The sequence below is a fragment of the Arthrobacter sp. D3-16 genome, from assembly GCF_054408515.1.
Genome location: NZ_CP096437.1, coordinates 1351713 through 1376849 on the forward strand (window position 1 = coordinate 1351713; position 25137 = coordinate 1376849).

Annotated in this window: 19 protein-coding genes and 1 tRNA gene; 15 read left to right on the forward strand and 5 right to left on the reverse strand. The window is 65.5% G+C overall.

Annotated elements, in window-relative coordinates; all coding sequences use genetic code 11:
• The first annotated feature begins 36 nt into the window (after positions 1–36).
• The 4 genes from M1D32_RS06560 to M1D32_RS06575 all read left to right on the forward strand — a co-directional run bounded on the left by M1D32_RS06560 (position 37) and on the right by M1D32_RS06575 (position 7754).
• Entirely contained in the window at positions 37–2088 is a 2052-nt protein-coding gene (locus M1D32_RS06560) for an acyltransferase family protein (RefSeq protein WP_458781476.1), read from the forward strand.
• The gene (locus tag M1D32_RS06565) at positions 2076–4169 is read left to right on the forward strand and encodes an acyltransferase family protein (RefSeq protein ID WP_458781477.1); all 2094 of its coding nucleotides are present in this window, start codon (positions 2076–2078) and stop codon (positions 4167–4169) included. The genes M1D32_RS06560 and M1D32_RS06565 overlap by 13 nt, the downstream gene beginning before the upstream one ends.
• Before the next feature lie 229 nt (positions 4170–4398).
• Positions 4399–5910, forward strand: coding sequence for an IMP dehydrogenase (gene guaB / locus M1D32_RS06570; RefSeq protein WP_458781478.1), 1512 nt, complete (start codon positions 4399–4401; stop codon positions 5908–5910).
• Entirely contained in the window at positions 5853–7754 is a 1902-nt protein-coding gene (locus M1D32_RS06575; protein ID WP_458782118.1) for an ABC transporter ATP-binding protein, read from the forward strand. Before guaB ends, M1D32_RS06575 begins: the two co-directional genes overlap by 58 nt.
• 10 nt (positions 7755–7764) lie before the next feature.
• Here M1D32_RS06575 and M1D32_RS06580 read toward each other — a convergent pair whose 3' ends face one another.
• Positions 7765–8412: a hypothetical protein gene (locus M1D32_RS06580; protein WP_458781479.1), complete on the reverse strand. Its 648-nt coding sequence runs from the start codon at positions 8410–8412 to the stop codon at positions 7765–7767.
• 50 nt (positions 8413–8462) lie between these two features.
• Here M1D32_RS06580 and M1D32_RS06585 point away from each other — a divergent pair, with 50 nt between their 5' ends.
• The 7 genes from M1D32_RS06585 to M1D32_RS06615 all read left to right on the forward strand — a co-directional run bounded on the left by M1D32_RS06585 (position 8463) and on the right by M1D32_RS06615 (position 19369).
• The gene (locus tag M1D32_RS06585) at positions 8463–9599 is read left to right on the forward strand and encodes a GuaB3 family IMP dehydrogenase-related protein (protein ID WP_458781480.1); all 1137 of its coding nucleotides are present in this window, start codon (positions 8463–8465) and stop codon (positions 9597–9599) included.
• 103 nt (positions 9600–9702) lie between these two features.
• Complete coding sequence (locus tag M1D32_RS06590; RefSeq protein ID WP_458781481.1) at positions 9703–11442, forward strand: glycerol-3-phosphate dehydrogenase/oxidase; 1740 nt, start codon at positions 9703–9705, stop codon at positions 11440–11442.
• 41 nt (positions 11443–11483) lie between these two features.
• Positions 11484–11972, forward strand: a complete 489-nt coding sequence (locus M1D32_RS06595; protein ID WP_163162053.1) for a PTS sugar transporter subunit IIA — start codon at positions 11484–11486, stop codon at positions 11970–11972.
• A 105-nt stretch (positions 11973–12077) separates the two neighbouring features.
• Positions 12078–12935: an SURF1 family protein gene (locus M1D32_RS06600; RefSeq protein ID WP_458781482.1), complete on the forward strand. Its 858-nt coding sequence runs from the start codon at positions 12078–12080 to the stop codon at positions 12933–12935.
• Positions 12932–13447: a DUF3817 domain-containing protein gene (locus M1D32_RS06605; protein WP_458781483.1), complete on the forward strand. Its 516-nt coding sequence runs from the start codon at positions 12932–12934 to the stop codon at positions 13445–13447. Before M1D32_RS06600 ends, M1D32_RS06605 begins: the two co-directional genes overlap by 4 nt.
• A 77-nt stretch (positions 13448–13524) precedes the next feature.
• Positions 13525–15114 carry a glutamine-hydrolyzing GMP synthase gene (guaA, locus tag M1D32_RS06610; RefSeq protein WP_458781484.1) on the forward strand — a complete coding sequence of 530 codons (1590 nt, stop codon included), beginning with the start codon at positions 13525–13527 and terminating at the stop codon, positions 15112–15114.
• A gap of 130 nt (positions 15115–15244) precedes the next feature.
• The gene (locus M1D32_RS06615) at positions 15245–19369 is read left to right on the forward strand and encodes an AAA family ATPase (RefSeq protein WP_458781485.1); all 4125 of its coding nucleotides are present in this window, start codon (positions 15245–15247) and stop codon (positions 19367–19369) included.
• A 46-nt stretch (positions 19370–19415) separates the two neighbouring features.
• Here M1D32_RS06615 and M1D32_RS06620 read toward each other — a convergent pair whose 3' ends face one another.
• The 3 genes from M1D32_RS06620 to M1D32_RS06630 form a co-directional block, all read right to left on the reverse strand.
• The gene (locus M1D32_RS06620) at positions 19416–20132 is read right to left on the reverse strand and encodes an RcpC/CpaB family pilus assembly protein (RefSeq protein ID WP_458781486.1); all 717 of its coding nucleotides are present in this window, start codon (positions 20130–20132) and stop codon (positions 19416–19418) included.
• Between the two features lie 83 nt (positions 20133–20215).
• A complete protein-coding gene (locus tag M1D32_RS06625; RefSeq protein WP_458781487.1) occupies positions 20216–20491 on the reverse strand; it encodes an FmdB family zinc ribbon protein in 276 nt (91 codons plus the stop codon).
• A gap of 90 nt (positions 20492–20581) precedes the next feature.
• Positions 20582–21247, reverse strand: a complete 666-nt coding sequence (locus M1D32_RS06630; RefSeq protein ID WP_458781488.1) for a 5-formyltetrahydrofolate cyclo-ligase — start codon at positions 21245–21247, stop codon at positions 20582–20584.
• Between the two features lie 93 nt (positions 21248–21340).
• Between M1D32_RS06630 and galU the strand changes: the two genes are divergently transcribed.
• The 4 genes from galU to M1D32_RS06650 all read left to right on the forward strand — a co-directional run bounded on the left by galU (position 21341) and on the right by M1D32_RS06650 (position 24065).
• The gene (galU, locus tag M1D32_RS06635; protein ID WP_458781489.1) at positions 21341–22246 is read left to right on the forward strand and encodes a UTP--glucose-1-phosphate uridylyltransferase GalU; all 906 of its coding nucleotides are present in this window, start codon (positions 21341–21343) and stop codon (positions 22244–22246) included.
• A 4-nt stretch (positions 22247–22250) separates the two neighbouring features.
• Complete coding sequence (locus M1D32_RS06640) at positions 22251–22871, forward strand: GNAT family N-acetyltransferase (RefSeq protein WP_458781490.1); 621 nt, start codon at positions 22251–22253, stop codon at positions 22869–22871.
• An 81-nt stretch (positions 22872–22952) separates the two neighbouring features.
• The gene (locus M1D32_RS06645) at positions 22953–23873 is read left to right on the forward strand and encodes a hypothetical protein (RefSeq protein ID WP_458781491.1); all 921 of its coding nucleotides are present in this window, start codon (positions 22953–22955) and stop codon (positions 23871–23873) included.
• A gap of 119 nt (positions 23874–23992) precedes the next feature.
• A tRNA-Ala gene (locus M1D32_RS06650) sits at positions 23993–24065 on the forward strand.
• A gap of 54 nt (positions 24066–24119) precedes the next feature.
• Here M1D32_RS06650 and corA read toward each other — a convergent pair.
• The gene (gene corA, locus M1D32_RS06655; RefSeq protein ID WP_458781492.1) at positions 24120–25115 is read right to left on the reverse strand and encodes a magnesium/cobalt transporter CorA; all 996 of its coding nucleotides are present in this window, start codon (positions 25113–25115) and stop codon (positions 24120–24122) included.
• Positions 25116–25137: the final 22 nt, after the last annotated feature.

Sequence of the window (25137 nt, forward strand, 5' to 3'; positions counted from 1 at the left end):
ACTTGGTGGTTTGTTTTGCGCTCCGAAGGGTTATTTGTGTCCGCTATATCTACCGAGCCGGCACCGGCACGCGCTGGCGGTGCCCGGCGGGTGCCACGAAAATCCTCTTACCGCCCTGAAATCCAAGGGCTCAGGTCACTGGCTGTCCTCATGGTGGTTACGTACCACATCTGGTTCGGCCGGGTCTCGGGAGGCGTTGACGTCTTCCTCCTCATCTCGGCATTCCTGATGACGCTCCAGTTCACAGGACGCCACGAGCGGCGGGAGCCGGCTGCGCTGCTGAAGCATTGGCTGCATCTGTTCCGCCGGCTCCTGCCTGCAGCGGTAACAGTGATCATAGCCACACTTGCCGCTTCGTATCTGTTCCTTCCCCGCACCCGGTGGCTTAACCTCATTGAGCACGGCTGGGCGTCCGTGTTCTACCGGGAAAACCGCCTGCTGCAGGAGCAGTCAGCGGACTACTACGCGACGAACCACGGCCTTGCCAGTCCCTTGCAGCACTTCTGGTCCCTGTCCATCCAGGGACAGGTGTTCATTCTGTGGCCTCTGATCTTTGTGCTGGCGGCCTGGGCGGCAGCTCGTTTCAGACTTTCGTACCGGCCGTTGCTCGCCTATGTCTTCTTCGCGGTTTTCGCTGTATCGCTGGGCTATTCCATCTACTTCACGGCAAACAACCAGGCGCAGGCCTACTTTGACACCGGGGCCCGGCTTTGGGAGTTTGCCCTGGGAACGCTGGTGGCGCTGATTCTTCCCGGCCTGTACCTTTCCCGCCGTACCCGGATCGTGATGGGCTGGGTGGGGCTGGTGGCAATGCTCGCCTGCGGCCTCCTACTCAACGTGCAGGCAGCTTTCCCAGGGGTCGCAGCGCTCTGGCCGACGCTGGCAGCGGCTCTGGTCATTGCGGCCGGCCAGACCCAAAGCGCCGCCGGTGTGGACAGGTTCCTGAGCTCCAAAGCCCTTGTGAAGCTGGGAGGACTGTCCTACGCGTTGTACCTGTGGCATTGGCCGCTCCTGGTGATCGGGCTGGCATGGAGTGGTAAAGAGCACGCGGGGTGGCTCTCGGGATCCGTGATAATCCTCGCGTCACTGGTTCTCGCATACCTCACAACGCGATTCATCGAGGCGCCCTGGCGCCGGTGGGAATGGCCTGAAGTCAACCGCCGCCGTTCAGTACTGGCCATTCTGCTGGCGGTGGCAGTGGCGGCAGCGCCGCTCGGTGCCTGGCGCCACCAGATACTGCAGTCCAGTTCGATCTCGTCCATTGGCTTGGACAATCCCCGTTACCCCGGCGCGCGGGCCGCCAGTGAAGGCTACGTCTTCTCGCCGGATCCCAAAGCCGACCCGGTCCCCAAACTCGAGGTGATCGCCGGTGAATGGCCGGAGTTCCCCGAGCCGTGCGAAGATGCCGGCGAGAACGCCAGCATCTGCACCAACTCCGTCACTGCGGGATCAAAGAACATCGTGGTGATGGGCAGCTCCCACGCGTTTGTGCTGAATACAGCCGTGTTTGCCATGGCCGGGAAATACCAGTGGGGCGTCACCTCGATCACCAAGGGTTTTTGCCCGTTGGGTGCCGGGATCGCTTCCGGAGCCGACGAGGCGTGCGAGAAGTTCAATGAGGAGGGCATGTCCAGGGTTCTCGCTATGAAGCCAGACCTGGTGCTGACCACCAGCACACGTACCTTCGGCGACCCCGAAGCCCCGGAGGTACTTGATGAGGGGTGGGTCCGTGACGTCCAGCGGCTCAATGAGGCAGGGATCCCCGTGGTGGCGGTTCGGGACACTCCACGGATGCCGGCCGACACACCTGAATGCCTGGCGGAGAATCCCCAAACACCTGACGTCTGCGGCAGCAGCCGTGCAGCCAGCTACACCCCCGTCCCGCCCACAGACGCGGCAGCAGACCGGCTCCCTGGTACCCGCTTCATCGATCTCTCCCGGTACTTCTGCGCCGATACGTTCTGCCCGGCCATTATCGGCAATGTTGTTGTCTACAAGGACAACAACCACGTCACCCGGTCCTACATGCTGACGATGGCGCCGTTCTTTGAGCAGGAGTTCCTGGCTGCCACGGGATGGGCGATTTGAAGCAGTCGCCAGGGGGAAGGCGGACCACCGGCGCCCCGCTGTCCGGAGCCGATGCCAAGAGCCGGAAATCAACCTTCCGGCCAGAGGTCCAGGGGCTCCGGGCCCTCGCTGTCCTGATGGTGGTTGCCTACCATGTGTGGCTGGGCCGGGTGTCCGGCGGGGTGGACATTTTCCTGCTGATTTCGGCTTTCCTGCTCACGCTTTCCTTTGTCCGGAAAGCCGAATCAGGGCGTCCCTTCGGACTTCCGGGACACTGGCTGCACCTGTTCAAGCGGCTGTTGCCGGCTGCCGTTGTGGTCATCCTCGGCGTGCTTGCCGGGACCTGGCTGATCCTGCCGCAAAGCCGCTGGCCGCAGGTGCTGGACCAGGCCTGGGCGTCGCTGCTGTACAACCAGAACTGGCTGCTCGCTGATACCGCGGTGGACTACTACGCCCAGGACCATGCCGGCGCCAGCCCGCTCCAGCACTTCTGGTCGCTGTCCATCCAGGGCCAGGTCTTTATTCTGTGGCCCCTTATTTTTGCCGGCACCGCGGCGCTGTTGGCGCTGCTCCGCCGTGTCCCGGCACTTGGCGCGGTGAACTACCGGGGGCTGCTGGCGCTGGTTTTCGGAACGGTCTTCGCCTTTTCGCTGGCCTACTCCGTAGAGCAGACCGCAACCAACCAGGCGTACGCCTACTTCGACACCAGGGCGCGGCTTTGGGAATTCGCACTGGGATCCCTGCTTGCCCTGGCGCTGCCCTACCTCAAGCCTGCCCGGGCCCTGCGGGTGGTGCTCGGCTGGGCCGGACTGGCTGCCATGCTCTCCTGCGGCCTGCTGCTGACCGTTGACCGGTCCTTCCCCGGGTACGTCGCGCTGTGGCCCACCCTCGCGGCGGCGGCAATTATCGTTGCGGGACAATCCGGCAGCCGCTACGGTGTGGACAGGTTCCTGAGCAGCAAACCCATGGTGGCGCTGGGGGACAACTCCTACGCCCTGTATCTGTGGCACTGGCCCGTCCTGGTGCTTGCGCTCGCTGCCACCGGCGTGGAAGCGCCCAACCTGGCCCAAGGGCTGGGCATCGTCGGCGCATCAGTCGTCCTCGCTGTCCTCACTACCCGGTTCGTTGAAAAGCCGCTCCGCGACTGGCACTGGCCGAAACGCCGGGCCTGGCGCACCGCCGTCGTAATTGCTGCCTGTGGCGCCGTCCTCGCCGGTCCGGTGGCCGTCTGGCAGACCACGCTCACCGCAGAGGAAAGCGCGACGGCGGCCCAGCCGCGGGAGCTCACGCCAGGGGCGGCCGCCCTGAGCCCGGAGAACGCCCCGGTGCCTGCTGCTGACGCCAAGATCATTCCGGGTCCGGCGGCGCTGGACAGCGACTGGGCCGGAATCCATGCCCCCTGCACCGGTGCCAACGCCACGGCCGACCCCATCCTCGAAGGATGCCGCCAGGAGGTCCCGGAAGGGGAGGTCACCAAGCGCATTGTGGTCCTTGGCGACTCACACTCACAGCAGTACCTCGGCGCGCTGGCGCCGATTGCGGCTGCACGGGGCTGGGAACTGGTGACGCTGTTGATGCCGGCGTGCCGCTTTGGGACCGAGTCGGTGGAAAGGAACGCGGAATGCAATGCCTACAACCAGGCCAGCGCCGCCTACGTCCTGGAACACAAGCCCGACGCAGTGTTCACGGTGGCATCACTGACCCATGAGGATGCCCCGTTCGAAACAGAAGTCCCGGGGTACTTGGCGGGCGTCCAACCGTTTGCTGACGCCGGGATCGAAATTATCGGCATCCGGGACAACCCCCGCTTCACGTTCAACATGCCCGAGTGCATCCAGCGCAACGGCCCGGACGCCTCGGAATGCAGCGTGTCCCTGGAAGAATCCCTGGTGAGCCCCTCTCCGCTCGAAAACTACTCGGGCCGGGTCGAGGGGCTGCACCTGATGGACCTGAGCGACTTCATCTGTGCGCGCGGCATCTGCCCGGGTGTGGTGGGAAATGTCTACGTCTACAAAGACGACAACCACCTCACCCGGACCTACGTTGAAACGATGATCCCCATGTTTGAACAGCGCCTGCTGGCCGCGACCGGCTGGAGCTGACGGCGCTACAGCATCCGCTGTGGGGCGCCCGTTGGTGTGGTTGCTCACATTGCCGGCATGGAATAGGGGGATCGGCCCCAAGGTTCTAATATTTACTCAACACTTTCTGAACCCGGAGCGCCGCACGCAGTGGTGGTCCCAATCTCCTGCACAGGCCAGTCCCGTAATGACGGGCTGGTCATCGGCTGCAACCCCTACCCGCACAGCAACCAAGGTAAGAGGCGCACTCATGACCGAGCCCGAACACAACCCCTTTGGCTTCATCGGCCTGACCTACGACGACGTCCTGCTCCTGCCCGGCCACACCGAGGTCATCCCTTCCGAAGCGGACACCTCCTCCCGGATCTCCAAGCGCATCACCGTTCAAACCCCCCTGCTTTCCGCAGCCATGGACACGGTGACGGAGTCCCGGATGGCCATCGCCATGGCCCGCCAGGGCGGCCTGGGCGTGGTGCACCGCAACCTGTCCATCGCCGACCAGGCGGACCAGGTGGACCGCGTAAAGCGCAGCGAGTCCGGGATGATCACCAACCCGCTGACCATTCGGCCGGAGGCAACCCTGCGCGAGCTGGATGACCTCTGTGCCCAGTACCGCGTGTCCGGTTTGCCGGTGGTGGACGAAAACAACCGCCTGCTGGGCATCGTCACCAACCGCGACACCCGCTTTGTGCCCGAATCCGACTTCCCGCTGCGGCTGGTCAGTGACGTGATGACCAAGATGCCCCTGGTCACCGGTCACGTTGGCATCAGCCGCGAGGAAGCCTCGCACAAGCTGGCCACGAACAAGATCGAAAAGCTGCCACTGGTGGATGAGCAGGGCCGGCTGAAGGGCCTGATCACCACCAAGGACTTCACCAAGGCGGAGCAGTATCCGCTTGCCACCAAGGACGACGAAGGCCGGCTCCGGGTGGGTGCCGCCATCGGCTTCTTCGGGGACGGCTGGGAGCGGGCCATGGCACTGGTTGATGCCGGCGTCGACGCCCTGTTCGTGGACACCGCGAACGGCCACTCCCAAGGCGTGCTGGACATGATCCGCCGCCTCAAATCAGATCCCGTGGCGGCACACGTCGACGTCATTGGCGGCCAGGCCGCCACCCGCGAAGGCGCCCAGGCACTGATCGACGCCGGCGCTGACGGTATCAAAGTGGGCGTGGGGCCGGGCTCCATCTGCACCACCCGTGTGGTGGCAGGTGTGGGCGTCCCGCAGATCACCGCCATCTACGAATCTGCCAAGGCAGCCATCCCCGCCGGTGTTCCGCTGATCGCCGACGGCGGCCTGCAGTACTCCGGCGACATCGGCAAGGCCTTGGTGGCAGGCGCCGATACGGTGATGCTCGGCTCCCTCCTGGCCGGCTGCGATGAATCACCGGGCGAGCTGATCTTCGTCAACGGCAAGCAGTTCAAGTCCTACCGCGGCATGGGCTCCCTGGGTGCCATGCAGTCGCGGGGCAAGAACACGTCCTACTCCAAGGACCGCTACTTCCAGGCCGACGTGTCGGGCGACGACAAGCTCATCCCCGAGGGCATCGAAGGCCGTGTTGCCTACCGCGGTCCGCTGGCATCCGTGGCGTACCAGCTGGTGGGCGGCCTGCGCCAGACCATGTTCTACACCGGTGCCCCCACCATCCCCGAGCTGAAGGCCCGCGGCAAGTTTGTCCGGATCACCCCGGCAGGGCTGAAGGAATCGCACCCGCACGACATCCAGATGACCGTCGAGGCGCCGAACTACGGTTCCCGCTGACAACGGTTCCTGACCGGACGAAGGGCCAGCCGCAACGACGGCTGGCCCTTCGTCCGTACGCCCGCGCGGTAGCCCAGGTGCTGCGGGTAAGTTTCCGGGCCTCCCCGGGCGCGGTGGTCATGAAGGTGCTCGGCTCGCTGATCTCCGCCGTGCTGCCGCTGGTCACCACGTACTTCGCTGCGCTCACCACCACGGCGCTGGCTGCCGCGTACTCCGGTGACGCCGCAGCCGGCCAGCTCGCGATTGTCTACGTCATCATCACCGCCGCTTTGGGTCTTTTCTGGGGTGCCTTCACCAGCGTGGACCGCTACATCCAGCAGCTGATGAGCTTCAAGGTGGGTGCCATCGTGGGCGACCAGATGTACGAGCGGTTCCTTGCCCTCGAGTTCTGGCGCTACGACGACAAAGAAACCGTAGACCTGTACGACCGCGCCAAGCGGTTCTCCGACTCCTACGCCCGGGTATTGGACCGGATCGCGGCGATCTTCACCCAGCTCGTTTCGGTCATCCTTGCGGTGGGAGCCTTGCTCCTGGTCAGCTGGTGGATTGCGGTAATTGTCCTGGTGGCAATCGTGCCCAGCGTCTACCTGCAGTTCAAGCTGTCCCGGGAGCAGATTGCGCACTGGAACACGCAGGTGGATTCCCGGCGGCAGCGGCGGATGATCGAAACCAACCTCCTGCGGCCGCAGCATATTGCTGAGATGCGCCTCTACGGCATCGTGGGCTTCCTGATGGACCTCCGCTCCCGCCTCCGGGACGCGGACGAGCGCCGCCGTCTTGATTTCCAGCGCCGGTACATCCCCAAGCAACTCGCCGCCGATGCCCTGCAATACGGTGCGGAGGTGGTCTCGCTGATCTGGGTGGTTGGGCAGATCATCGCCCGGGCACAGCCCGTTGGCCAGTTCCTCTATGTGCAGCAGATCGTCAGCCGGGCCCTGTCCACGGCCAACAACCTGGTGTCCTCCCTCAGCTCCATCGACGAGGACCTGGCGAACCTCAAGGACTATGAACTGTTTATGGCCCTGCCGGTGCATTCCGAGAACGCGCCCCCGCTACTCGAGTCGCCGAAAACCGTGGAACTGAAGGACATCCGCTTCACGTACACGGGCAGCGACATCGAGGTAATCCGCGGAATCAGCATGACCATCCGCGAAGGACAGCACATTGCCATTGTGGGGGAGAACGGCGCCGGAAAGTCCACCCTGATCCGGATCCTGGCCGGCCTCCACCGCCCGGACTCCGGACAGGTCATGCTCGACGGCGTGGACCTCGCCGCCGTCGACGTCACCTCCTGGCACAGGCACCTGGCAGTGCTGAGCCAGGAGTTCCTCAAGTACGAGTTCGCCACTGCCGCCGAAAACATCTACTTCGGTGATGTTGACTCGCCCCGGAACGACGCCCGCATCCGCAAAGCCGCAGCAGATGCGGAGGCGCTGGACTTCATCAACAAACTGCCCAACGGCTTGGAAAACCATGTCAGCAACTGGATGGAGGACCCGCGGGGACGCAAGGGCAGCGGGCTCTCCGGCGGCCAGTGGCAGCGGCTGGCAATGGCCCGCAACTTCTACCGGGACGCCTCGTTCATGGTGATGGACGAACCGACGTCGGCCATCGATGCCCTCGCCGAGCACCGCATCTTCACCCGCCTCTTCGCGGACCGCAGCAGCACCATCATCGCCATCAGCCACCGGCTCGCCACCATCGAAAAGGCGGACATCGTGTACATGCTGGAGGACGGCAGGATCGTGGAACAGGGGACACACAAGGAGCTTGTGGCGCTGCGGGGCCGCTACTTCAGGATGTTCGAATCGCAACTGACCGTAGAGGAAGCCGAGGGAGTCTGACCTTGGAGAATCATTCTGCAGGCCGCCGCAATGGGGACTTGTCCCCGGCTGCACCGGCGTCCACCACCGTGGTGCGGACCCGAGCCAGGTTCGGCTGCGGCGGAACACTGCTGAAGCCAAAGGTCACCGCCGGCACAATGGGGGCCAACGCACCGGCGTCCACCCCGTCCCACTGCACGACGGCGGAACTGATGGCCCGCAGGTCACTCACCCCGTAGTACTCGTGCCGGCCGCTTCGGGCGGCTCCCGCGGTACGTGAACCGCCGCTGAGAACGGCCGCAACCGGGCTGACCACCCGCAGCCAGCCCGGGTGGACGGCGAGGGGCCGGGGCACTGCCCGCAGCGCGCTGCCCAGGAGGGTCCTCGGGCCGAGCCGGACGCGGACAGCCAGGGCGCCGGCGTCGACCGTCAGCAGATCTGGGGCCAAAGTGGCGTTTACGTTCAGTACCCGGACCTCGTCGAAGCGGTAGGTGTCCGAGATGAAGCGGGCCACCTCCGCTGTGGGCGCGAGCAGCAAACGGTGCCCGGAGGGCTGCTGAACCATCACATCGGAGAAGGCGCCGAAGGGGGAGGCCTGCCAGACTCCCACCACGGCCCGCAGTCCCGAGGCCGTCCCAAGCCCTGCAATGTGACCGTCGAACACCCAGCGTCTGCCCATGCGGCCCACTGTAGCCGTGGACAGTACTGCTGCTGGGATAACCTAGAGCAGTGACTTACGAGATCGAGATCGGCCGTGGCAAGCGTGGGCGTCGTGCCTACTCCCTGGATGACATTGCAATCGTCCCCAACCGTCGCACCCGCGACCCCAAGGACGTCTCCGTCTCCTGGCAGATCGACGCCTACCAGTTCGAGATGCCCGTTATCGCCGCTCCCATGGACTCGGCCATGTCCCCCTCCACAGCCATCGGACTGGGCAAGCTCGGCGGCCTCGGCGTCCTTGACCTCGAAGGCCTCTGGACCCGGTACGAGGACCCGCAGCCCATTCTCGACGAGATCGGTGCGCTGCAGGACGAGACGAACAGTCCCGCGGTGACGGGGCGGATGCAGGAGCTGTACAAGGCCCCCATCCAGCCCGAGCTGATCACCTCCCGCCTCGCGGAGATGCGGGCCGCGGGCGTGACCGTAGCCGGTTCGCTCACCCCGCAGCGCACTCAGGAGCACTACAAGACAGTGGTGGCCGCCGGCGTCGACATCTTCGTCATCCGGGGAACCACCGTTTCCGCCGAGCACGTGTCCAGGGACCACGAGCCGCTGAACCTCAAGCAGTTCATCTATGAACTGGACGTCCCCGTAATCGTCGGCGGTGCGGCAGGCTACACGCCGGCGCTGCACCTGATGCGCACCGGTGCTGCCGGCGTGCTGGTGGGCTTTGGCGGCGGCGCCACCACCACCACCCGCCGCGCCCTGGGTATCCATTCGCCGATGGCGTCGGCAATTTCCGACGTCGCTGCCGCCCGCCGCGACTACATGGACGAATCCGGTGGGCGCTACGTCCACGTCATTGCCGACGGCGGCATGGGCACCTCGGGCGATATCGTCAAGGCAATTGCCATGGGCGCCGACGCCGTGATGCTGGGCAGCGCCCTGGCCAGGGCCGAAGAGGCACCCGGCAAGGGCTGGCACTGGGGCCAGGAAGCCCACCACCTGGAACTGCCGCGCGGTGACCGCGCCAACGTCGGTACCGTGGGTCCGCTCGAGGAAGTCCTTTTCGGACCGGGCCACCACACCAACGGGACCTCAAACCTCATCGGCGCGCTCCGCCGTTCCATGGCGACCACCGGCTATTCCGACCTGAAGGAATTCCAGCGGGTCGACGTCGTGGTTTCCCCTTACTCCGGGAACTGACCTGCGGCGGCAGGGCGTCATCGCTCCCTGCCGCCCTGCCCAAGCGTGCCGCAAGGAAGTAGTGTGGTTTCACGACCGGGACTAGTGGCACTGGAGGCGTTCGATGAAGAGTGTTCCTGCTAACGGAGGGGCCCTGGGCCCCGCAGCCAGGGAAGCGGCCATCCAGCGGCTGCGTGCAACCGCCGAGCCAGGACAGGAACTGGACATCCTGATTGTCGGCGGCGGCATCGTGGGTACAGGTGCGGCCCTTGACGCGGTAACCCGTGGATTGGACGTAGGGATCGTGGAGGCCAATGACTGGGCTGCCGGTACGTCCTCCAGGTCCTCAAAGCTCATCCACGGCGGGCTGCGCTACCTGGAAATGCTCGACTTTGGCCTCGTCAAGGAGGCTCTGCAGGAGCGCGGGCTGCTGCTCTCCGAACTGGCGCCGCACCTGGCCCGGCCGGTGCCGTTCCTGTATCCGCTGACCAGGCCCTTCGTCGAGCGCCCCTACGTGGGCGCCGGCATCGCACTGTACGATGCCATGTCCATCTCCAGCGGCCACAGCAGGGGAGTGCCGTTCCACAAGCACCTCAGCAGGCGGGGTACGCTGCGGGCCGCTCCGAGCCTGAAGGACGACGCTTTCGTGGGCTCCATCCGGTACTACGACGGACAGGTGGACGACGCGAAATACTGCGCCAACCTCATCCGGACAGCTGCCTACTACGGCGCCCACGCGGTGAACCAGATGGCTGTGGTGGACTTCCTGCGCGAAGGTGAACGCGTGGTGGGAGCCAAGGTGGTCAACCACGAGGACGGGACGCAGTTCAACATCAGGGCCAAGCAGGTCATCAACGCCACCGGAGTCTGGACGGACGAAACGCAGGCCATGGTCACCGAGCGCGGCCAGCTGAAGGTCCGGGCGTCGAAGGGAATCCACCTGGTGGTTCCACGCGACCGTTTCCAGTCCACGGTGGGCCTGATCCTGCGCACCGAAAAATCGGTGCTGTTTGTCATTCCCTGGGGCCGGCACTGGATCATCGGCACCACGGACACCGACTGGCACCTGGACAAAGCCCACCCCGCGGCGTCCAGCAAGGACATCGACTACATCCTGGAACACGTCAACAAGGTCCTCAAGCGCCCGCTTACCCGGGAAGACGTGGAAGGTGTGTACGCCGGCCTGCGTCCGCTGCTGGCCGGCGAAAACGACTCCACGGCCAAGCTGTCGAGGGAGCACGTGGTGGCACACCCCGTTCCCGGCCTGGTGGTGGTGGCCGGCGGAAAGTGGACCACGTACCGGGTCATGGCCAAGGACGCCGTGGATGAGGCAACACGGACCATGGACGAGCGGGTACCTCCCAGCTGCACGGAAACCATCCCGCTGCTGGGGGCAAGCGGGTACAAAGCCGCATGGAACCGCCGGAACCGCACGGCGGAGGAATCGGGCGTCCACGTGGCCCGGATTGAGCATCTCCTCAACCGCTACGGGTCCCTGACGCCCGAGGTGCTGGCCATCATCGCGGAGAACCCCGCCCTTGCCGAACCGATCCCCGGTGCTGACGACTACCTGCAGGCTGAGGCGGTCTATGCGGCAAGCCATGAGGGCGCCCGCCACGTCAATGACGTCCTGACCAGGCGGACCAGGATTTCCATCGAGGCCTGGGACCGCGGTGTGTCTGCCGTGCCGGTAGTCGCTAAACTGATGGGTGACGTCCTTGGCTGGAGCGACGCCCAACGTGAAAATGAGGTCAGGCACTACATTGCACGGGTGGAGGCGGAACGCCTTAGCCAGCAACAGCCGGACGACGAATCCGCAGACGCCGCCCGCCTGGGTGTGGAAGACATCGTGCCCTTGCGCTGAGGGATTCACGGCACCAGCACTGCTGACTGAAGGGATACGCCTTGGCGGAACCACTTGACCGGTACGATGCCGAACTTACCACCCCGGAGATGGTGATCCTGGAGCTGGAGGCATCGGACAAGGCGGACGCCGCCACACAGCTTGCAGAGCGGCTCTTCGCTGCCGGACGGGTGTCGGATCTGCCCGGGTTCCTCAAGCATGTCAATGCCCGTGAGCACCAGCTGGCCACCGGGCTCCCCGGTGGCATCGGGTTGCCCCACGCCCGCAGCGAATTCGTCTCCCGCACCTCGATCGCCGTCGGCATCGCCAAGTACGGCCATGCGCTGGATTTCGGTGCCACGGACGGGCCGGCCACGGTGATCCTTCTGATCGCCACGCCCGCGAGTTCCTTCTCCGACCACCTCGAGGTCCTGGCCACCCTGGCCCGTTCGCTGTCCAAGGAGTCGTTCCGCGAATCGCTGCGCCGTGCTTACGACGCCGAAGTGATCGCGGAACTCATCAATTCCAGCCTGGTGTTTTTCGACCACTGACGCTTGTGGCTACTGCGCCCCTTCCCGCTGGTCCTGACGCTGCGCAGGACCTCTCCGGCCCCGGGCGTTTAGTTGTTCTACAGCGGGACGAAGTACGGTTAAGACGTGTGGAAAACAGCCCTTAAGCCCCGATGGATCGCAGGCTTCATCTTCGCGATCGTCGTTTCCGGGGTCTTCGTGCTGCTCAGCCAATGGCAGTTCGGACGCTCCACCCAGCCGGAAGTGCCGGCTAATCCGGCCACCGAGCAGGTGCAGCCACTGACCGAAACGCTTCAGCCCGGGGACTTCTTCCACGGTACCGACGCCGACCAGATGGTCACCGCGCAGGGAACCTACGACCCGGCGAAGCAGGTCCTGGTCCCGGGCCGCCTGCACGGCGGCAAAACAGGCTACTGGGTGATTTCCGCCTTCGCCGTCAACGGCGCACCCACCCTCAGTGGCGTTGCCGCCTCACCCCAGACCTGGATTCCTGTTGCGAGGGGATGGGTGGCCAACCCCGCAGCTGCGCCGGCACCGCCGTCGGGCCTTGTTGAACTCACCGGCCGGCTGCTGCCGTCCGAGGCGCCCGTGGCGGGCACGGCAGCCGCACCCGGCGAGGCCACTGCAGTCTCGGTGGCAGAGCTCATCAACTATTGGGAAGTCAGCAGCTACCCGGGCTTCGTCGCCGCCACTGCGGAAATCGCCGATGGCGCCGACGTCAGCCCAGCAGCAGTACCGGGAGACCTCCTTCCCCTGCAGATCGGTCCGCAGCCGCCGGCCCAGCAGATCAACTGGCTCAACCTCTTCTACTCCCTGGAGTGGGTTGTCTTCGCCGGCTTTGCCCTCTTCATCTGGTGGCGGCTGGTCAAGGACGATTACCACCGGGATCTTGAGGAAGACCTCGATGATGACGATGGCGACGTCCCGGTAAGCCCCGCCCAAACCCACCACCCTGAACAGAACCAGCAAAAGGTAGAGCCATGATTGATCCGAAACCGGCCACCCCCACCGCGGCAGGCAACAACACTGCCGGCAAGGGATCCGGAAAGAAGCGCCGTTTTGGCGGCACTGAGGCGCAGATCCGCTCGGCGCTGAAGTTCTACAAGGTGCTGGCCTACCTGACCGGCGCCATGCTGCTGCTGCTGTGTGCCGAACTGATCGCCCGGTACGGCTTTGGAAAGTACCTGTTTGCCGGCGGCACCGACGCCGTCAGCGGCCAGCCGTTCGGCTTTGGTTTCGCGGATGCGGAACCGCAGGGCGTGCTGGGCGGGGTCAACCTGTCCGTTGCGGTCCTCATCGTGCACGGCTGGATGTACGTGGTGTACCTCATTTCAAACTTCCGGCTTTGGGCCCTCATGCGCTGGCCGTTCCTCAAACTGATCCTGCTGGCCCTGGGCGGAGTCATTCCGTTCCTGTCCTTCATCGTGGAGAAGAAGTTCCACGCCGAGGTGGAAGCTGAGCTCGCGGCCCACCCCCAGGCACCGCAGAGGTACTGAGTCCGGCCGGAGTTTGCTCCGTCACAGCGCAGCTCCTCAAGGTGCGCCGGTGCAACGGCGCCCAGTAGGCTAGTACGGTGACTACTCCCACTGCATCCCAGACTTCCCAGAAGCCGGTGCTGGTTGTTGACTACGGTGCCCAGTACGCGCAGCTGATTGCCCGCCGCGTCCGGGAAGCGAATGTGTATTCGGAAGTGGTTCCGCATACCTATTCCACCGAGCAGCTCCTCGCCAAGAACCCGGCCGCCATCATCCTGTCCGGCGGCCCGTCCAGCGTTTACGCCGACGGCGCTCCGAGCGTCGGTGCCGACCTCTTTGAAGCCGGCGTTCCCGTCTTTGGCATCTGCTACGGTTTCCAGGCGATGGCCAACGCCCTCGGCGGCAAGGTGGACAAGACCGGGCTGCGGGAGTACGGCTCCACCGAAACCACCATCCTCGGCGAGGGACGCTCCGTCCTTGAGGGCATGCCCCAGCACCAGAACACGTGGATGAGCCACGGCGATTCCGTCCACGAGGCGCCGGACGGCTTTGAAGTACTGGCGACGACGGCGGGCGCCGAGGTGGCTGCCTTTGCCAACGAGGAGAAGGGCCTGTTCGGTGTCCAGTGGCACCCGGAGGTCAAGCACTCCGCCTACGGCCAGCAGGTCCTGGAGAACTTCCTCTTCAAAGGCGCCAAGATCGAACCCAACTGGACCACGGGCAACATCCTCGACGAGCAGGTGGAGCGCATCCGCAAGCAGATCGGTGATGCCCGCGTTATCTGCGGCCTCTCCGGCGGCGTCGATTCCGCCGTCGCCGCAGCCCTGGTCCAGCGCGCCGTTGGCGACCAGCTCACCTGCGTGTTCGTTGACCACGGCCTGCTGCGTGAAGGCGAAGCGGAGCAGGTGGAGCGCGACTTCGTTGCTGCCACCGGCGTGAAGCTTTACGTCGCGAACGAGCAGGAACGCTTCCTGTCCGCCCTCGCCGGGGTCAGCGATCCGGAAACCAAGCGCAAGATCATCGGCCGCGAGTTCATCCGCGCGTTCGAGGAAGCGGAACTGGCCATCATCGCCGAAGCCGCCGCGCACGGCGAGAAGATCAAGTTCCTGGTCCAGGGCACCCTGTACCCGGACGTCGTCGAATCCGGCGGCGGCGAAGGTGCCGCGAACATCAAGAGCCACCACAACGTGGGCGGCCTGCCCGAGGACCTCCAGTTCGAACTCGTGGAACCGCTGCGCGCCCTCTTCAAGGATGAGGTCCGCGCCGTCGGTGCCCAGCTGGGACTGCCGCAGGAGATCGTGGGACGCCAGCCCTTCCCCGGACCGGGACTCGGAATCCGCATCGTGGGCGAGGTCACCAAGGACCGCCTGGACCTGCTGCGCAAAGCTGACGCGATTGCCCGGGCCGAGCTCACGGCAGCCGGACTGGACAACGAAGTCTGGCAGATGCCGGTGGTCCTGCTGGCCGACGTCCGCAGCGTTGGCGTCATGGGGGACGGTCGCACCTACGGCCACCCCATCGTGCTCCGTCCCGTCTCCTCCGAGGACGCCATGACCGCTGACTGGTCACGCCTGCCGTACGAGCTCCTCGCCAGGATCTCGAACCGCATCACCAACGAGGTGGAGGGTGTCAACCGCGTCGTGCTAGACGTCACCAGCAAGCCGCCGGGAACCATCGAGTGGGAATAGCGTCATGAGTGGCCGGCCTCCGGTGAAGGAGGCCGGCCACTGCTGTTTCCAATACCGAATCTCCGCAATTTAGCCTGCTCCAGTGTTGCGGTCTCTCAGTCCGGGCATGGAAGCGGCTACGCTCGAATCTATGCCGGTATGGTCCAGGGCGTCACGTGCAAACGCAGAAAAGAAGGCAGTAGTGTCAGTTGGTCAAGGCCACCCGGAAGGCTCCGAGGAGCTCCGTAAATGGTTGTCCGGGCTCAAGCCCGTCACCGGGGCGGATACGATGCTGCGCTTCACCAAGACCCCCGAGGGCTCCATCGACCTGACGCACGCCCACCCGTCCGGCCTCGCCCAGCTTATGGCCGGCCGCAAGACCAGGCTTTCCACGCTGATCCGTGACCGCCAGCAATACGTCGTGGCGGCCAGGGCTTCCCGGAACATCCGGTCCAAGATTTTCGAGCTTGCCAATGACCGCGGCATCGATGCCGGCTATTTCTCGGCAGGCACGGTGGTGTGGACTTCTGCGGTGGGCGGCAAGCCCCAGCGCATCTCGGCTCCCGTGATGCTGACGGCGATTTCACTCACTGTCCGTCCGGGGGAGGACGACTACGAACTGCAATTGACCGAACAGGCCCATATCAACCCGGCCCTGGTGCGGCACCTGAAGAACATTCACGGGATTGTCTTTGACGTCAATGCCGTCACCCGGCTCGCCTACAGCACAGCCCGATTCGACCCCCAGCCGGTCCTGGACAAACTGGCTGCGCTCATCCGGCCCATCCACGGCGCCGAGGCGCAGCACAACCTGCTGGTTTCCACCTTCGCGGACCTCTCCGGAAACCTGGACGATCCCTGGATCAACGACTCCAACCCCATCGTCTCCAACCTCGCCACCGCAGCAGGCGGGGAAGTGGTGGACGTCGAAGAGCCGGACCCGTCCCGTTTCCCGCCGCTGGACAGCAGGCACCCCAGGGACGAGATGCTCCTGCTGGACGCGGACATCGACCAGCAGTACGTCATTGACGCCGCCCGCGCCGGCGATTCCCTTGTGGTCAGCAGCCCTCCGGGCACCGGCCAGACCCAAACGGCCCTCAACACCATCGGCGCCCTCGTGGACGCCGGCAAGACGGTGCTGGTCGTCGGCGACCGCCGCGCCAGCCTCAACGAAGTGTCCGGCCAGCTCGAAAGCATGGGCCTTGAATCCATCCTGTTCCAGCTGTCCGGAAACGTTACTCCGCAGCAGCTCAAGGGCCAGCTGGTCCGGGCGATCGTCCGTAACGAAAAATCCCTGGAACCCCAGCTGGGGAACCTGCACAACACCCTGACTGAGCACCGCCACGCCTTGATGGACCACGTGGCGTCCCTTCATAACATCCGCCAGCGCTGGGGTTGCTCGCCCTACCAGGCCATGCAGTCGCTCGCTGAGCTGACGTCGATCCATCCGGCGCCCGCCACCACCGTGCGGCTGAAACGCAGTGTCCTGGACAGCATCCGGGACCGTGACGAGCTTGCCGGCAGGCTCCGGCGCGCGGCAGAGCTTGGAAGTTTCAGCAAGGCGTCCACTACCAGTCCCTGGCACGGGGCCCGCCTCCTCACACGCAAGGAGACCGAGGAAGCCCAGGATCTGGTCCGGTCCGTTGAAAAGAGCCTGCCGGCCCTGCGGGAACGCATGAACGCGGTGGCCGAGCACGCCGAGATCCGGCTGGGCGCTTCCTTCGCGGAATGGGGCGAACAGCTCGAGCTCCTGATGGCAGTACGGGGGAGCCTGGACAAGTTCACCCCTGACATCTTCGACCGGCCCGTGACCGACCTCATTTCGGCTACGGCGCCGTCTGCCTGGCGGCGGGAGCGGGGCATCGAGATGACCTCCATGCAGCGGTCACGGCTGCGCAGGGTCGCCAAGGAATACGTCCGGCCCGGCGTCCACATAGCCGATCTGCACAGCTCCCTGGTCCTGGTCCAGGAACAGCGTGCGCTCTGGGCTGGCTACGCCACAACGCAGCGCCATCCGGCCGTGCCGTCCGGACTCGCCGAGATCAGCATGATGTACCGTGCCCTGGAACGGGAACTGGCCCAGCTGGGCGAGGCGCTCCGGCACACGGAGGCTGGCGGTTCCCTGTCCACTGTCCGGTATGAAGAGCTGATGGAACGGCTCGAGCGGCTCGTGGCGGACACCGATACCCTCAAGACGCTCCCGGAGCGCACCCTCCTGGTGGAGAACATGCGCGAGCACGGGCTGGGGGAGCTCCTGGCGGACCTGGCGGAGCGGGAGGTCCCGGCAGGCTCGGTCGCTGCCGAACTTGAACTCGCCTGGTGGCAGTCGGCACTGGAAGCGATGATCAGCGGGGACGATTACCTCGCCATGTCCGACGGTGACGCCCTGCGGCAGCTGGAGGCCGAGTACCGGCTGGCGGACAACGCGCACATCGCAAGCGGTGCTGCCCGCCTTCGGTGGGACCTGGCAGAACGGTGGCGGGCCGGCATAGCGGCCCACCCCCGCCAGGCCGACCTCCTGCGCAGCCTCCTGAAGGACGGCAGGGTGTCCCTGCCCGCGCTGACTGCACAGGCTCCCGACCTGATCGGCACCCTCGTTCCGGTCTGGTCCGTCAGCCCGTACCTGATGACCGGCCTGCTGCCCGCCGAGCAACACTTCGACGCGGTGGTCATCCTGGACGCCGAAGCCACGTCGCTCCAGGCTGTGCTGCCATCCATAGCCCGTGCCCGCCAGGTCATTGCCTTCGGCGACGCCATGATTGCCAGCCCGCGGACATTTACTGTCGGCGTAGAGCGGCTGGCCGCAGGCGAGACGGCACACCAGCGGGTGGAGAGTGCCTTCAAAGCGCTCTCTGCCGTGCTTCCCGTGTGGCGGCTCAACTTCGTGTACCGCGCCGTGGACGAGGACCTGGTCCTCCAGCTCAGCAAGAACTTTTACGACGGCGCCCTGCGCCGCCTTCCGGAGGGCCAGTCCGCTACCGGCCTGGACCGGTCCCTGCTGGTGGAGTACCTGCCGGACGGCACCGGACTGCCAAGCGCGGACCACGAAGGCGTGGAGTCGGTGGTGGCCGAGGTCAATCGGGTGGTGCAGCTGGTTTTCGAACACGCACGCACCCGTCCCCGGACATCACTGGCAGTGGTCACGGCCAGCCTCCGCCATGCTGCCCGGATCGGTGAGTCCATCCGGCTCCAGCTGCCCAACCACCCCGGCCTGGCCGGTTTCTTTGGGGCCGGTCCGGAGTCCTTCAGGGTTGTCGACCTGGAACGGGCCCAGGGACTGGTGCGCGACCACGTCATTTTCTCGCCGGGCTTCGGCCGCACCCCGCACGGACGCGCCCTGCACAATTTTGGTCCGCTCTCCGCTGAAGGGGGCCGGGAGAAATTCGCCCTGGCCATGACGCGGGCACGCCGCTCGATTCATGTGTTGACCTGCTTCCGTCCGGAGGACCTGGACCACACCCGGCTGACGCACGGCGCGGTGGACCTGTACGCATTACTGGACCGCGAAATTTCGGGCAATACCGACTTGGGAACTCCTGCGTCCCGGGCAGCTGCCAGCGAACAAGCCCTTGGTGCCGATCCCCTGGTGGCTGACCTGGCGGACAGGCTCCGGGCACGCGGCGCTCGGGTCTGGCACCAGTACGACGGCGCCATCGACGTCGTGGCGGCTGCAGATCCGCTGAGCACCATGGGCCAGGACGAGACCGACCTGCCGTGGCCCGTGGCCATCGAGTCTGATGGTACCGAGCAGTACCGCACCATGAGCGTGCGTGAGCGCAGCCGGCTGCGGCCGCAACTGCTGGAGCGGCTGGGGTGGCGGTACATGCCGTTGTGGACCATCGAAGTGTTTACTGATCCGTCTTCCTGCGCCGACCGGATTGCCGCTTACCTGGGCCTTGAGCGGGCAGTGCTTCGGGACCGGACGTCAACCTCAACAGGATTCCTTGACGACGACGTGGACCAGGCGCTCAATGGTATCGACGCCGGGGAGCAGGCACGCCGCCGGCCGCGCGAGGAGAAGAACCTGGACAGCAAGGAGGCGGTCTCCGTGGCCCCTGATCAGAACAACAACAGCATGGCCGTGGGGCAGTCCGTTCCTCCCGGCCCGGCCCGGGAAGAGGAGCAGGGCCAGGGGGAAGACAAGGTGCAAGGGCAAGGCGTGACCCCAGGGATTCTGCCCACGAAGGCCGCGGAGGATGACCCGCGGGGCTGGGGCGACGCTGACGACGACCACGACGCCTGGCTGAAGGAACAAAAGCCGCCGCACTGGGGCTGAGTGACCGGGTCTGAGGTACTGGGCCCGATAGCAGGTTTACGGCTGCTCAGGGTCCAACAATGACGAAGAACAGTTTTCCTTGTGTGGAGGCCCCGGCGAGCCGGGCAGCCTGCTCGGCGCTTGCCGCCACCACAATAAGCCCGTCCGTCTCGGCGGTGCCCAGCCACTGCCCGCTGGGGCCGCCCTTGCCGGACGTCCACAGGACCGGCACGGACGCAGCCAGGACCTCGGACGGCGCCTGCTGGTCGAAGCCGTTGGCCGCCGTCAGCACCACGTTCACCAGCTGCCCGGGCGAAACGAGCTGGATGGATGACGGATCGGCCATCCGAAGGGGCACGGCGGCCGAGCCCGGAGGAGTGCCGGCCAGTAGCCCTGGACCCAGCAGCTGGGCGTCCGTCAGGAGCTGGCCCTTCCGCAGGGGCGCCGCGAGTTGCTTGCCGGCCAACTCGCTTTCCTCGTCCAAAAAACCCGCCGCCATCATGTCCGGCGGTACCTGCACGTGGGTAAGGTCCGACGCCGCCATGGCTGAGCCGGCAGGCAAGTCCCGTGCGGCAGCCAGGGCCGTGACAGTGTGGACCGGCGCGGGAGTGAGCTGATGGACGATGATTGAAGCCGCCGCGCACAGCAAGAGCGCCACCGCGAGCCTGCGGTTGCGGCTCAGCCACCCGCCAAGGCGGACCGCTGCGGACGGGCGGCCGGAACGGCGGGGGTTGCGCGGATAACGGGAGGCAGCCCGGCCGGGGCGGAGAAGGTTTGCAGGCATGTGCCTACGCTATGGCCGCGGGACTACCCGGAACAGGAGCGCGGTGAGCTATGTGGACAAGCCGGACGGCGGCGTCGAACTGCCTAGCTGGCTGCGGCAGCCGCCGGAGCGGACGCGGCAGGTGCCGCTGCGGGAGCGGACGTCGCAGCAGCCGGGGCCGGCGAAACGGCGCTTCCCTTTGAGTCGCGGGAATCGGTGCGGTAGAAGCCCGAACCCTTGAAGACGACGCCCACGCTGTTGAACTTCTTGCGCAACGTCCCCTGGCACTCAGGGCAGGAGGTCAAGGTACTGTCCGAGAACGACTGGACGATGTCGAAGGCATGGCCGCAATCCTTGCAGGCGTACGCGTACGTTGGCACTGGTGCTCCTCCTCTTGGGCAAACGAGAGGTCCCGTGCTGCCTGGACGGATGTTCCCGTTTTTAGCAGTCGCAGGGCCTGAGTGCTAATTCTACCATCCCTGCAGCATTGGCCCGTGGACTCGGTGGTGACCGTTGAGCGGCAGGAATCCAGAAGGCGCCAGGACGGCGGGGACCGGGCGGTCGAACTCCTCTTCGGGGATTTCTCCGGCGGGGAGCAATTCTTCGTCGTAGATAACGGCAGCCAGCGGAATATTCTTCCCGGCGGTGGCGAGATGGCCCAAAAACTTGTCGTAGTACCCTCCGCCCTGCCCAACGCGGTTGCCCGAAAGGTCCACGGCTGTGGCGGGGATGAAGAGGGCGGCAGCCGTTCCGGCCACCTCGGGTCCGTGCCTGTCGCCCTTGGGTTCCAGGATCGGGGCGTACCGGCTCTGCTCAAAGCCGGCATCCGGGTTCCAGAAGACCCAGGCAAGCTCCCGTCCAGGTTCACAGACGGGCAGGAGGACGCGGTGGCCGCCGGTGTGGAGCGCGTTGATCAGCGGAAGGGTGGGCGGTTCAACGCCCACGCCGAAGTAGACGCAGAACGTGGCAGGAGCACCACCGGCCAGGGATGCCGCCCATCCTGCGCCGTGGCGGGCGATGGCAGCCCCGGCCGTCTCCAGCTGCTGTGGCGTTAGGGCGGCACGCCGGCGGCGGTGGGCGGTACGGATCCTGGTCTTGGCTGCCTTGGCCTCTTCAAGCACTGTGTATTCCTCCATCGGTTGCCTTGCGGCCATGTGCGCTGCAGCCGCAGGGGACCTGTGGCTGCTCAATGATTACTGAATGCTTGACGCTGACGTTAGATTAGTCGGGTGACTACCAGTAGCCCCAGAGTTCGCAAAGCCGTTATACCCGCTGCCGGACTCGGCACCAGGTTCCTGCCCGCCACCAAGGCCATGCCCAAGGAAATGCTTCCGGTCGTGGACAAGCCTGCCATCCAGTATGTGGTTGAGGAAGCCGTGAACGTGGGCCTCAATGACCTGCTGATGATCACCGGGCGGAACAAGCGGGCCCTGGAAGACCACTTTGACCGGGTGCCGGCGCTGGAGTCCACCCTCGAAGACAAAGGGGACACCGCGAAACTGGCGTCCATCCAGGCTGCCAGTAACCTCGGTGACATCCACTACGTCCGCCAGGGCGACGCCAACGGTCTCGGACACGCTGTCCTCCGTGCAAAGCAGCATGTGGGCAACGAAGCCTTCGCGGTCCTCCTGGGCGATGACCTCATCGATGCGCGCGACGAACTCCTCAGCACCATGATCGAGGTGCAGGCGAAAACGGGAGGGTCCGTGATCGCCCTCATCGAGGTGGAACCCTCACAGATCAGCGCGTACGGCTGCGCCGACATCGAGGAGATCGACGGCGAAGACTATGTGCGCGTCAACCGCCTGGTAGAGAAGCCGGCGGCGGACGAAGCCCCTTCCAATCTCGCCGTCATTGGCCGCTACGTGCTGCACCCCGCCGTCTTCGAAGTCCTGGAGCACACCGGTCCCGGGCGGGGCGGCGAAATCCAACTCACCGATGCCCTGCAGGAGCTCGCGTCCGGAGACGGCGAGGGGCAAGGCGTCTACGGCGTTGTCTTTCGCGGACGCCGCTACGACACCGGAGACAAATTGAGCTACCTCAAGGCCTGCGTCCAGCTCGCCATCGACAGCGAAGACCTGGGCCCCGGCCTGCGGGAGTGGCTGCCGGGCTTCACCGCCAGCCTGTCCAAGTAGCACTGTGCGACCCGGCCCCATCTGGCCCGTGACCCTCGAGTGCGGCGACCTGGTCCTGAGGCCCATCAGGTACCGGGACAAAAAAGAGTGGACGGAAGTGCGGGCCCGCAACAGCCAATGGCTGGCACCGTGGGAGGCGTCCAACCCGGACCCTGCCGGCGGCCTCCCTGATTACCGGCAGATGGTCCGCTCGCTCAACTCGCAGGCGGCCCAGGCCACAGCCCTTCCGTTTGTGATCACCGAGCGCATTCCCGCCAGGAAGAACCCCGCCATCGTTGGCCAGCTGACAGTTTCATCCATCGTGTGGGGTTCGGCCATGATGGCAACCCTTGGGTACTGGGTGGACCAGGCGCGGGCGGGGCGGGGGATAGCCCCCACCTCTGTCGCCCTGGTCACAGACCACTGCTTCCGGACCTTGGGCCTGCACAGGATGGAAATCAACATCCGGCCCGAGAACGGGCCCAGCCTGCGGGTGGTGGAGAAGCTGGGTTTCCGGGATGAGGGATACCGTCCGCGCTACCTGCACATCAATGGGGAATGGGCTGACCACAGGTCGTTTGCCTTGACGTCCGAGGAAGTCCCGGAGGGGTTGCTGCAGCGCTGGCTTGCCTCGAGGCCGTCATAAATCCATTGATTTGGCACCCGGCCCACGACACACCGGGTCTAATGCGGCTGCAGCCGACGTGATGCTCATACGGTTTTGAGTGTGGACTTCCCCCTTAGCAGCTCAGTGATCCTTGTGGTTGCCGTTGTGCTCTGGATTGTATGGGTTGCCCCCTACGTCCTCCGGAACCGCCGGCACCAGTTCCAGCCCGCCGGCGACTTCCTGGCAGACGCCCCCGCCGATGAATTACCGGACCCGCGAGCAGGGTTGGTTTTGAAGGTCGCCGCCCAGCAGGAGAAAGCCATGGACACCAGGAAGAGCACCGGATCCACTGCGGCCACGGCGGCCAGCGCTGCCCCCGCAGGCCAGTTCCGGATCCGATACGGCCGCACCGCACTCGCCCTCGTGGGACTGGTCTCCCTGCTGACCGCCTTCGTTTCCGCTGTCCTGCTGGCGTTTGGACTGGGAACTGCGGTCCTGCCCCTGGCCTGCATAGCCCTGACAGCAGCGTCCGTGGCCCTGCTCCGCTGGCTGGCCGTCCGGGACCGCAAAGCCAGAGTCGATGCTGCTTTCCGCTCCGCGATGGCGGCACCTGCCCCCAGGCCCTCAGCCGAGAGCGTTCCGCCCAAGCCGGAAGCCGCGCCGGTGCGCCCGGAAAGCCCGCTCTTTGACGCGGAGGCAGACAAGCCCAAGATCAAACCGCTGACGGCCCTGGAACTTCGTGAAGCTGCCCTGGCCGTTGCAGTGGCCGCCGGCGACACGAGCGCAGCGCAGCCGGCACCTGCCAGCACCTGGGAGCCCGTGGAGGTGCCCAAGCCCGTTTACGTAGAGGCGGCAAAGGCCGAGCGCCCCGCACCCGAACCGCTGGAGCTGCCCGAAGCACCCAAAGCCACCGGCAAGCCGTCCCTCAAGCAGGGTGCTGCCGCCGTCCCCGCCGCCCCGGCTCCGGAAACGCAGCAGCTCAGCAAGGCCCAGAGCGCGCTCAGCAACCTCGACGACGTCCTGCAGCGCCGCCGCGCCTGACTTCTGATCCCGGGCAGGTGTCCCACGCCGGGCTTCAGGGCGCCGGTTGGCATTGGGCCGGGAAAATTTGTAGCCTAGGTTCACCGGTGCCGCTCCTGTTGACCAAGCGGCTGGTTCCCGGGGTTATAGCTCAGTTGGTAGAGCGCTTCGTTCGCATCGAAGAGGTCAGGGGTTCGAATCCCCTTAGCTCCACAAATATCTCCCTGCCGGGGTACTGCGGCCCTCGTGACGTGGCGCCTCTGCGCCCTACAGCCAGCCCTTCTTTTTGAAGATGACGTACATCAACGCCGCCGTGGCTGCCATGAGGCCGATGGCCATCGGATAGCCCAGCTGCCAGTGGAGTTCAGGCATGTGGTCAAAGTTCATGCCGTAGACGCCTGCCACGAAGGACGGGGCGAAGAAGATGGCGGCCCACGAGGAAATCTTCTTTACCTGTTCGTTCTGTTCTGCACTTGCTTCGTTTTGCCGGTTCGCGGTGAGGGTGCCGTCCAGGGTCAGGGCGTTCTGCAACAGGTCGCGGAACGAATCCGCCCGGGAGATCACCCGCTCCACGTGGTCCTCCACGTCGCGCAGGCTGTGCCGGAGATCGGTTTCCACATCGTATTTTTCAAACCCCCGCTTGAGCTGGTGCATCATGTCCGGCAGGGGATGAATGGCCCGCTGGAACTGGATGACCTCGCGGGCGAGTTCATAAATGCGGCGCGACACGGTGGTGTCGCCGCTGAACAGCTGGTCTTCAATTTCGTCGATGTCGTTTTCCAGCCCGGCCACCACCGGTCCGTAGTCATCCACCACCCGGTCCAGCAGGGCGTAAAGGACGGCCTCGGGCCCGTGCCGCAACAGGTCCGGCCTGCTTTCCAGCCTCTGCCGGACCCGTGCCACTCCAGCAGTCTCGGCATGCCGTACGGTCACAACGAAGTTCTTGCCCGTAAAAATGTGGAGCTCGCCAAATTCCACGGTTTCAGTGACGTCCAGGTAGCGGGCAGGCCGCAGGACGGTAAAAAGGTTGTCTTCGTAGCGCTCGAGTTTGGGGCGCTGGTGCGCGGAAATGGCGTCTTCCACCGCCAGGGCGTGCAGCCCGAACTCGGAGGCCACCGCCGCCATTTCGTCAGCGGTGGGCCGGTAGAGGCCGATCCAGGCCATTCCGCCGTGGTGCGCAAGGGTCTCAAAAGTCTGTTCCAGGTTTTCGGGTTCCGCGTGCCGCACGCCGTCCACGTAAACCGCATTGTCAATGATGGTCATGGCCGGCTGTCCTTCGCCGAGG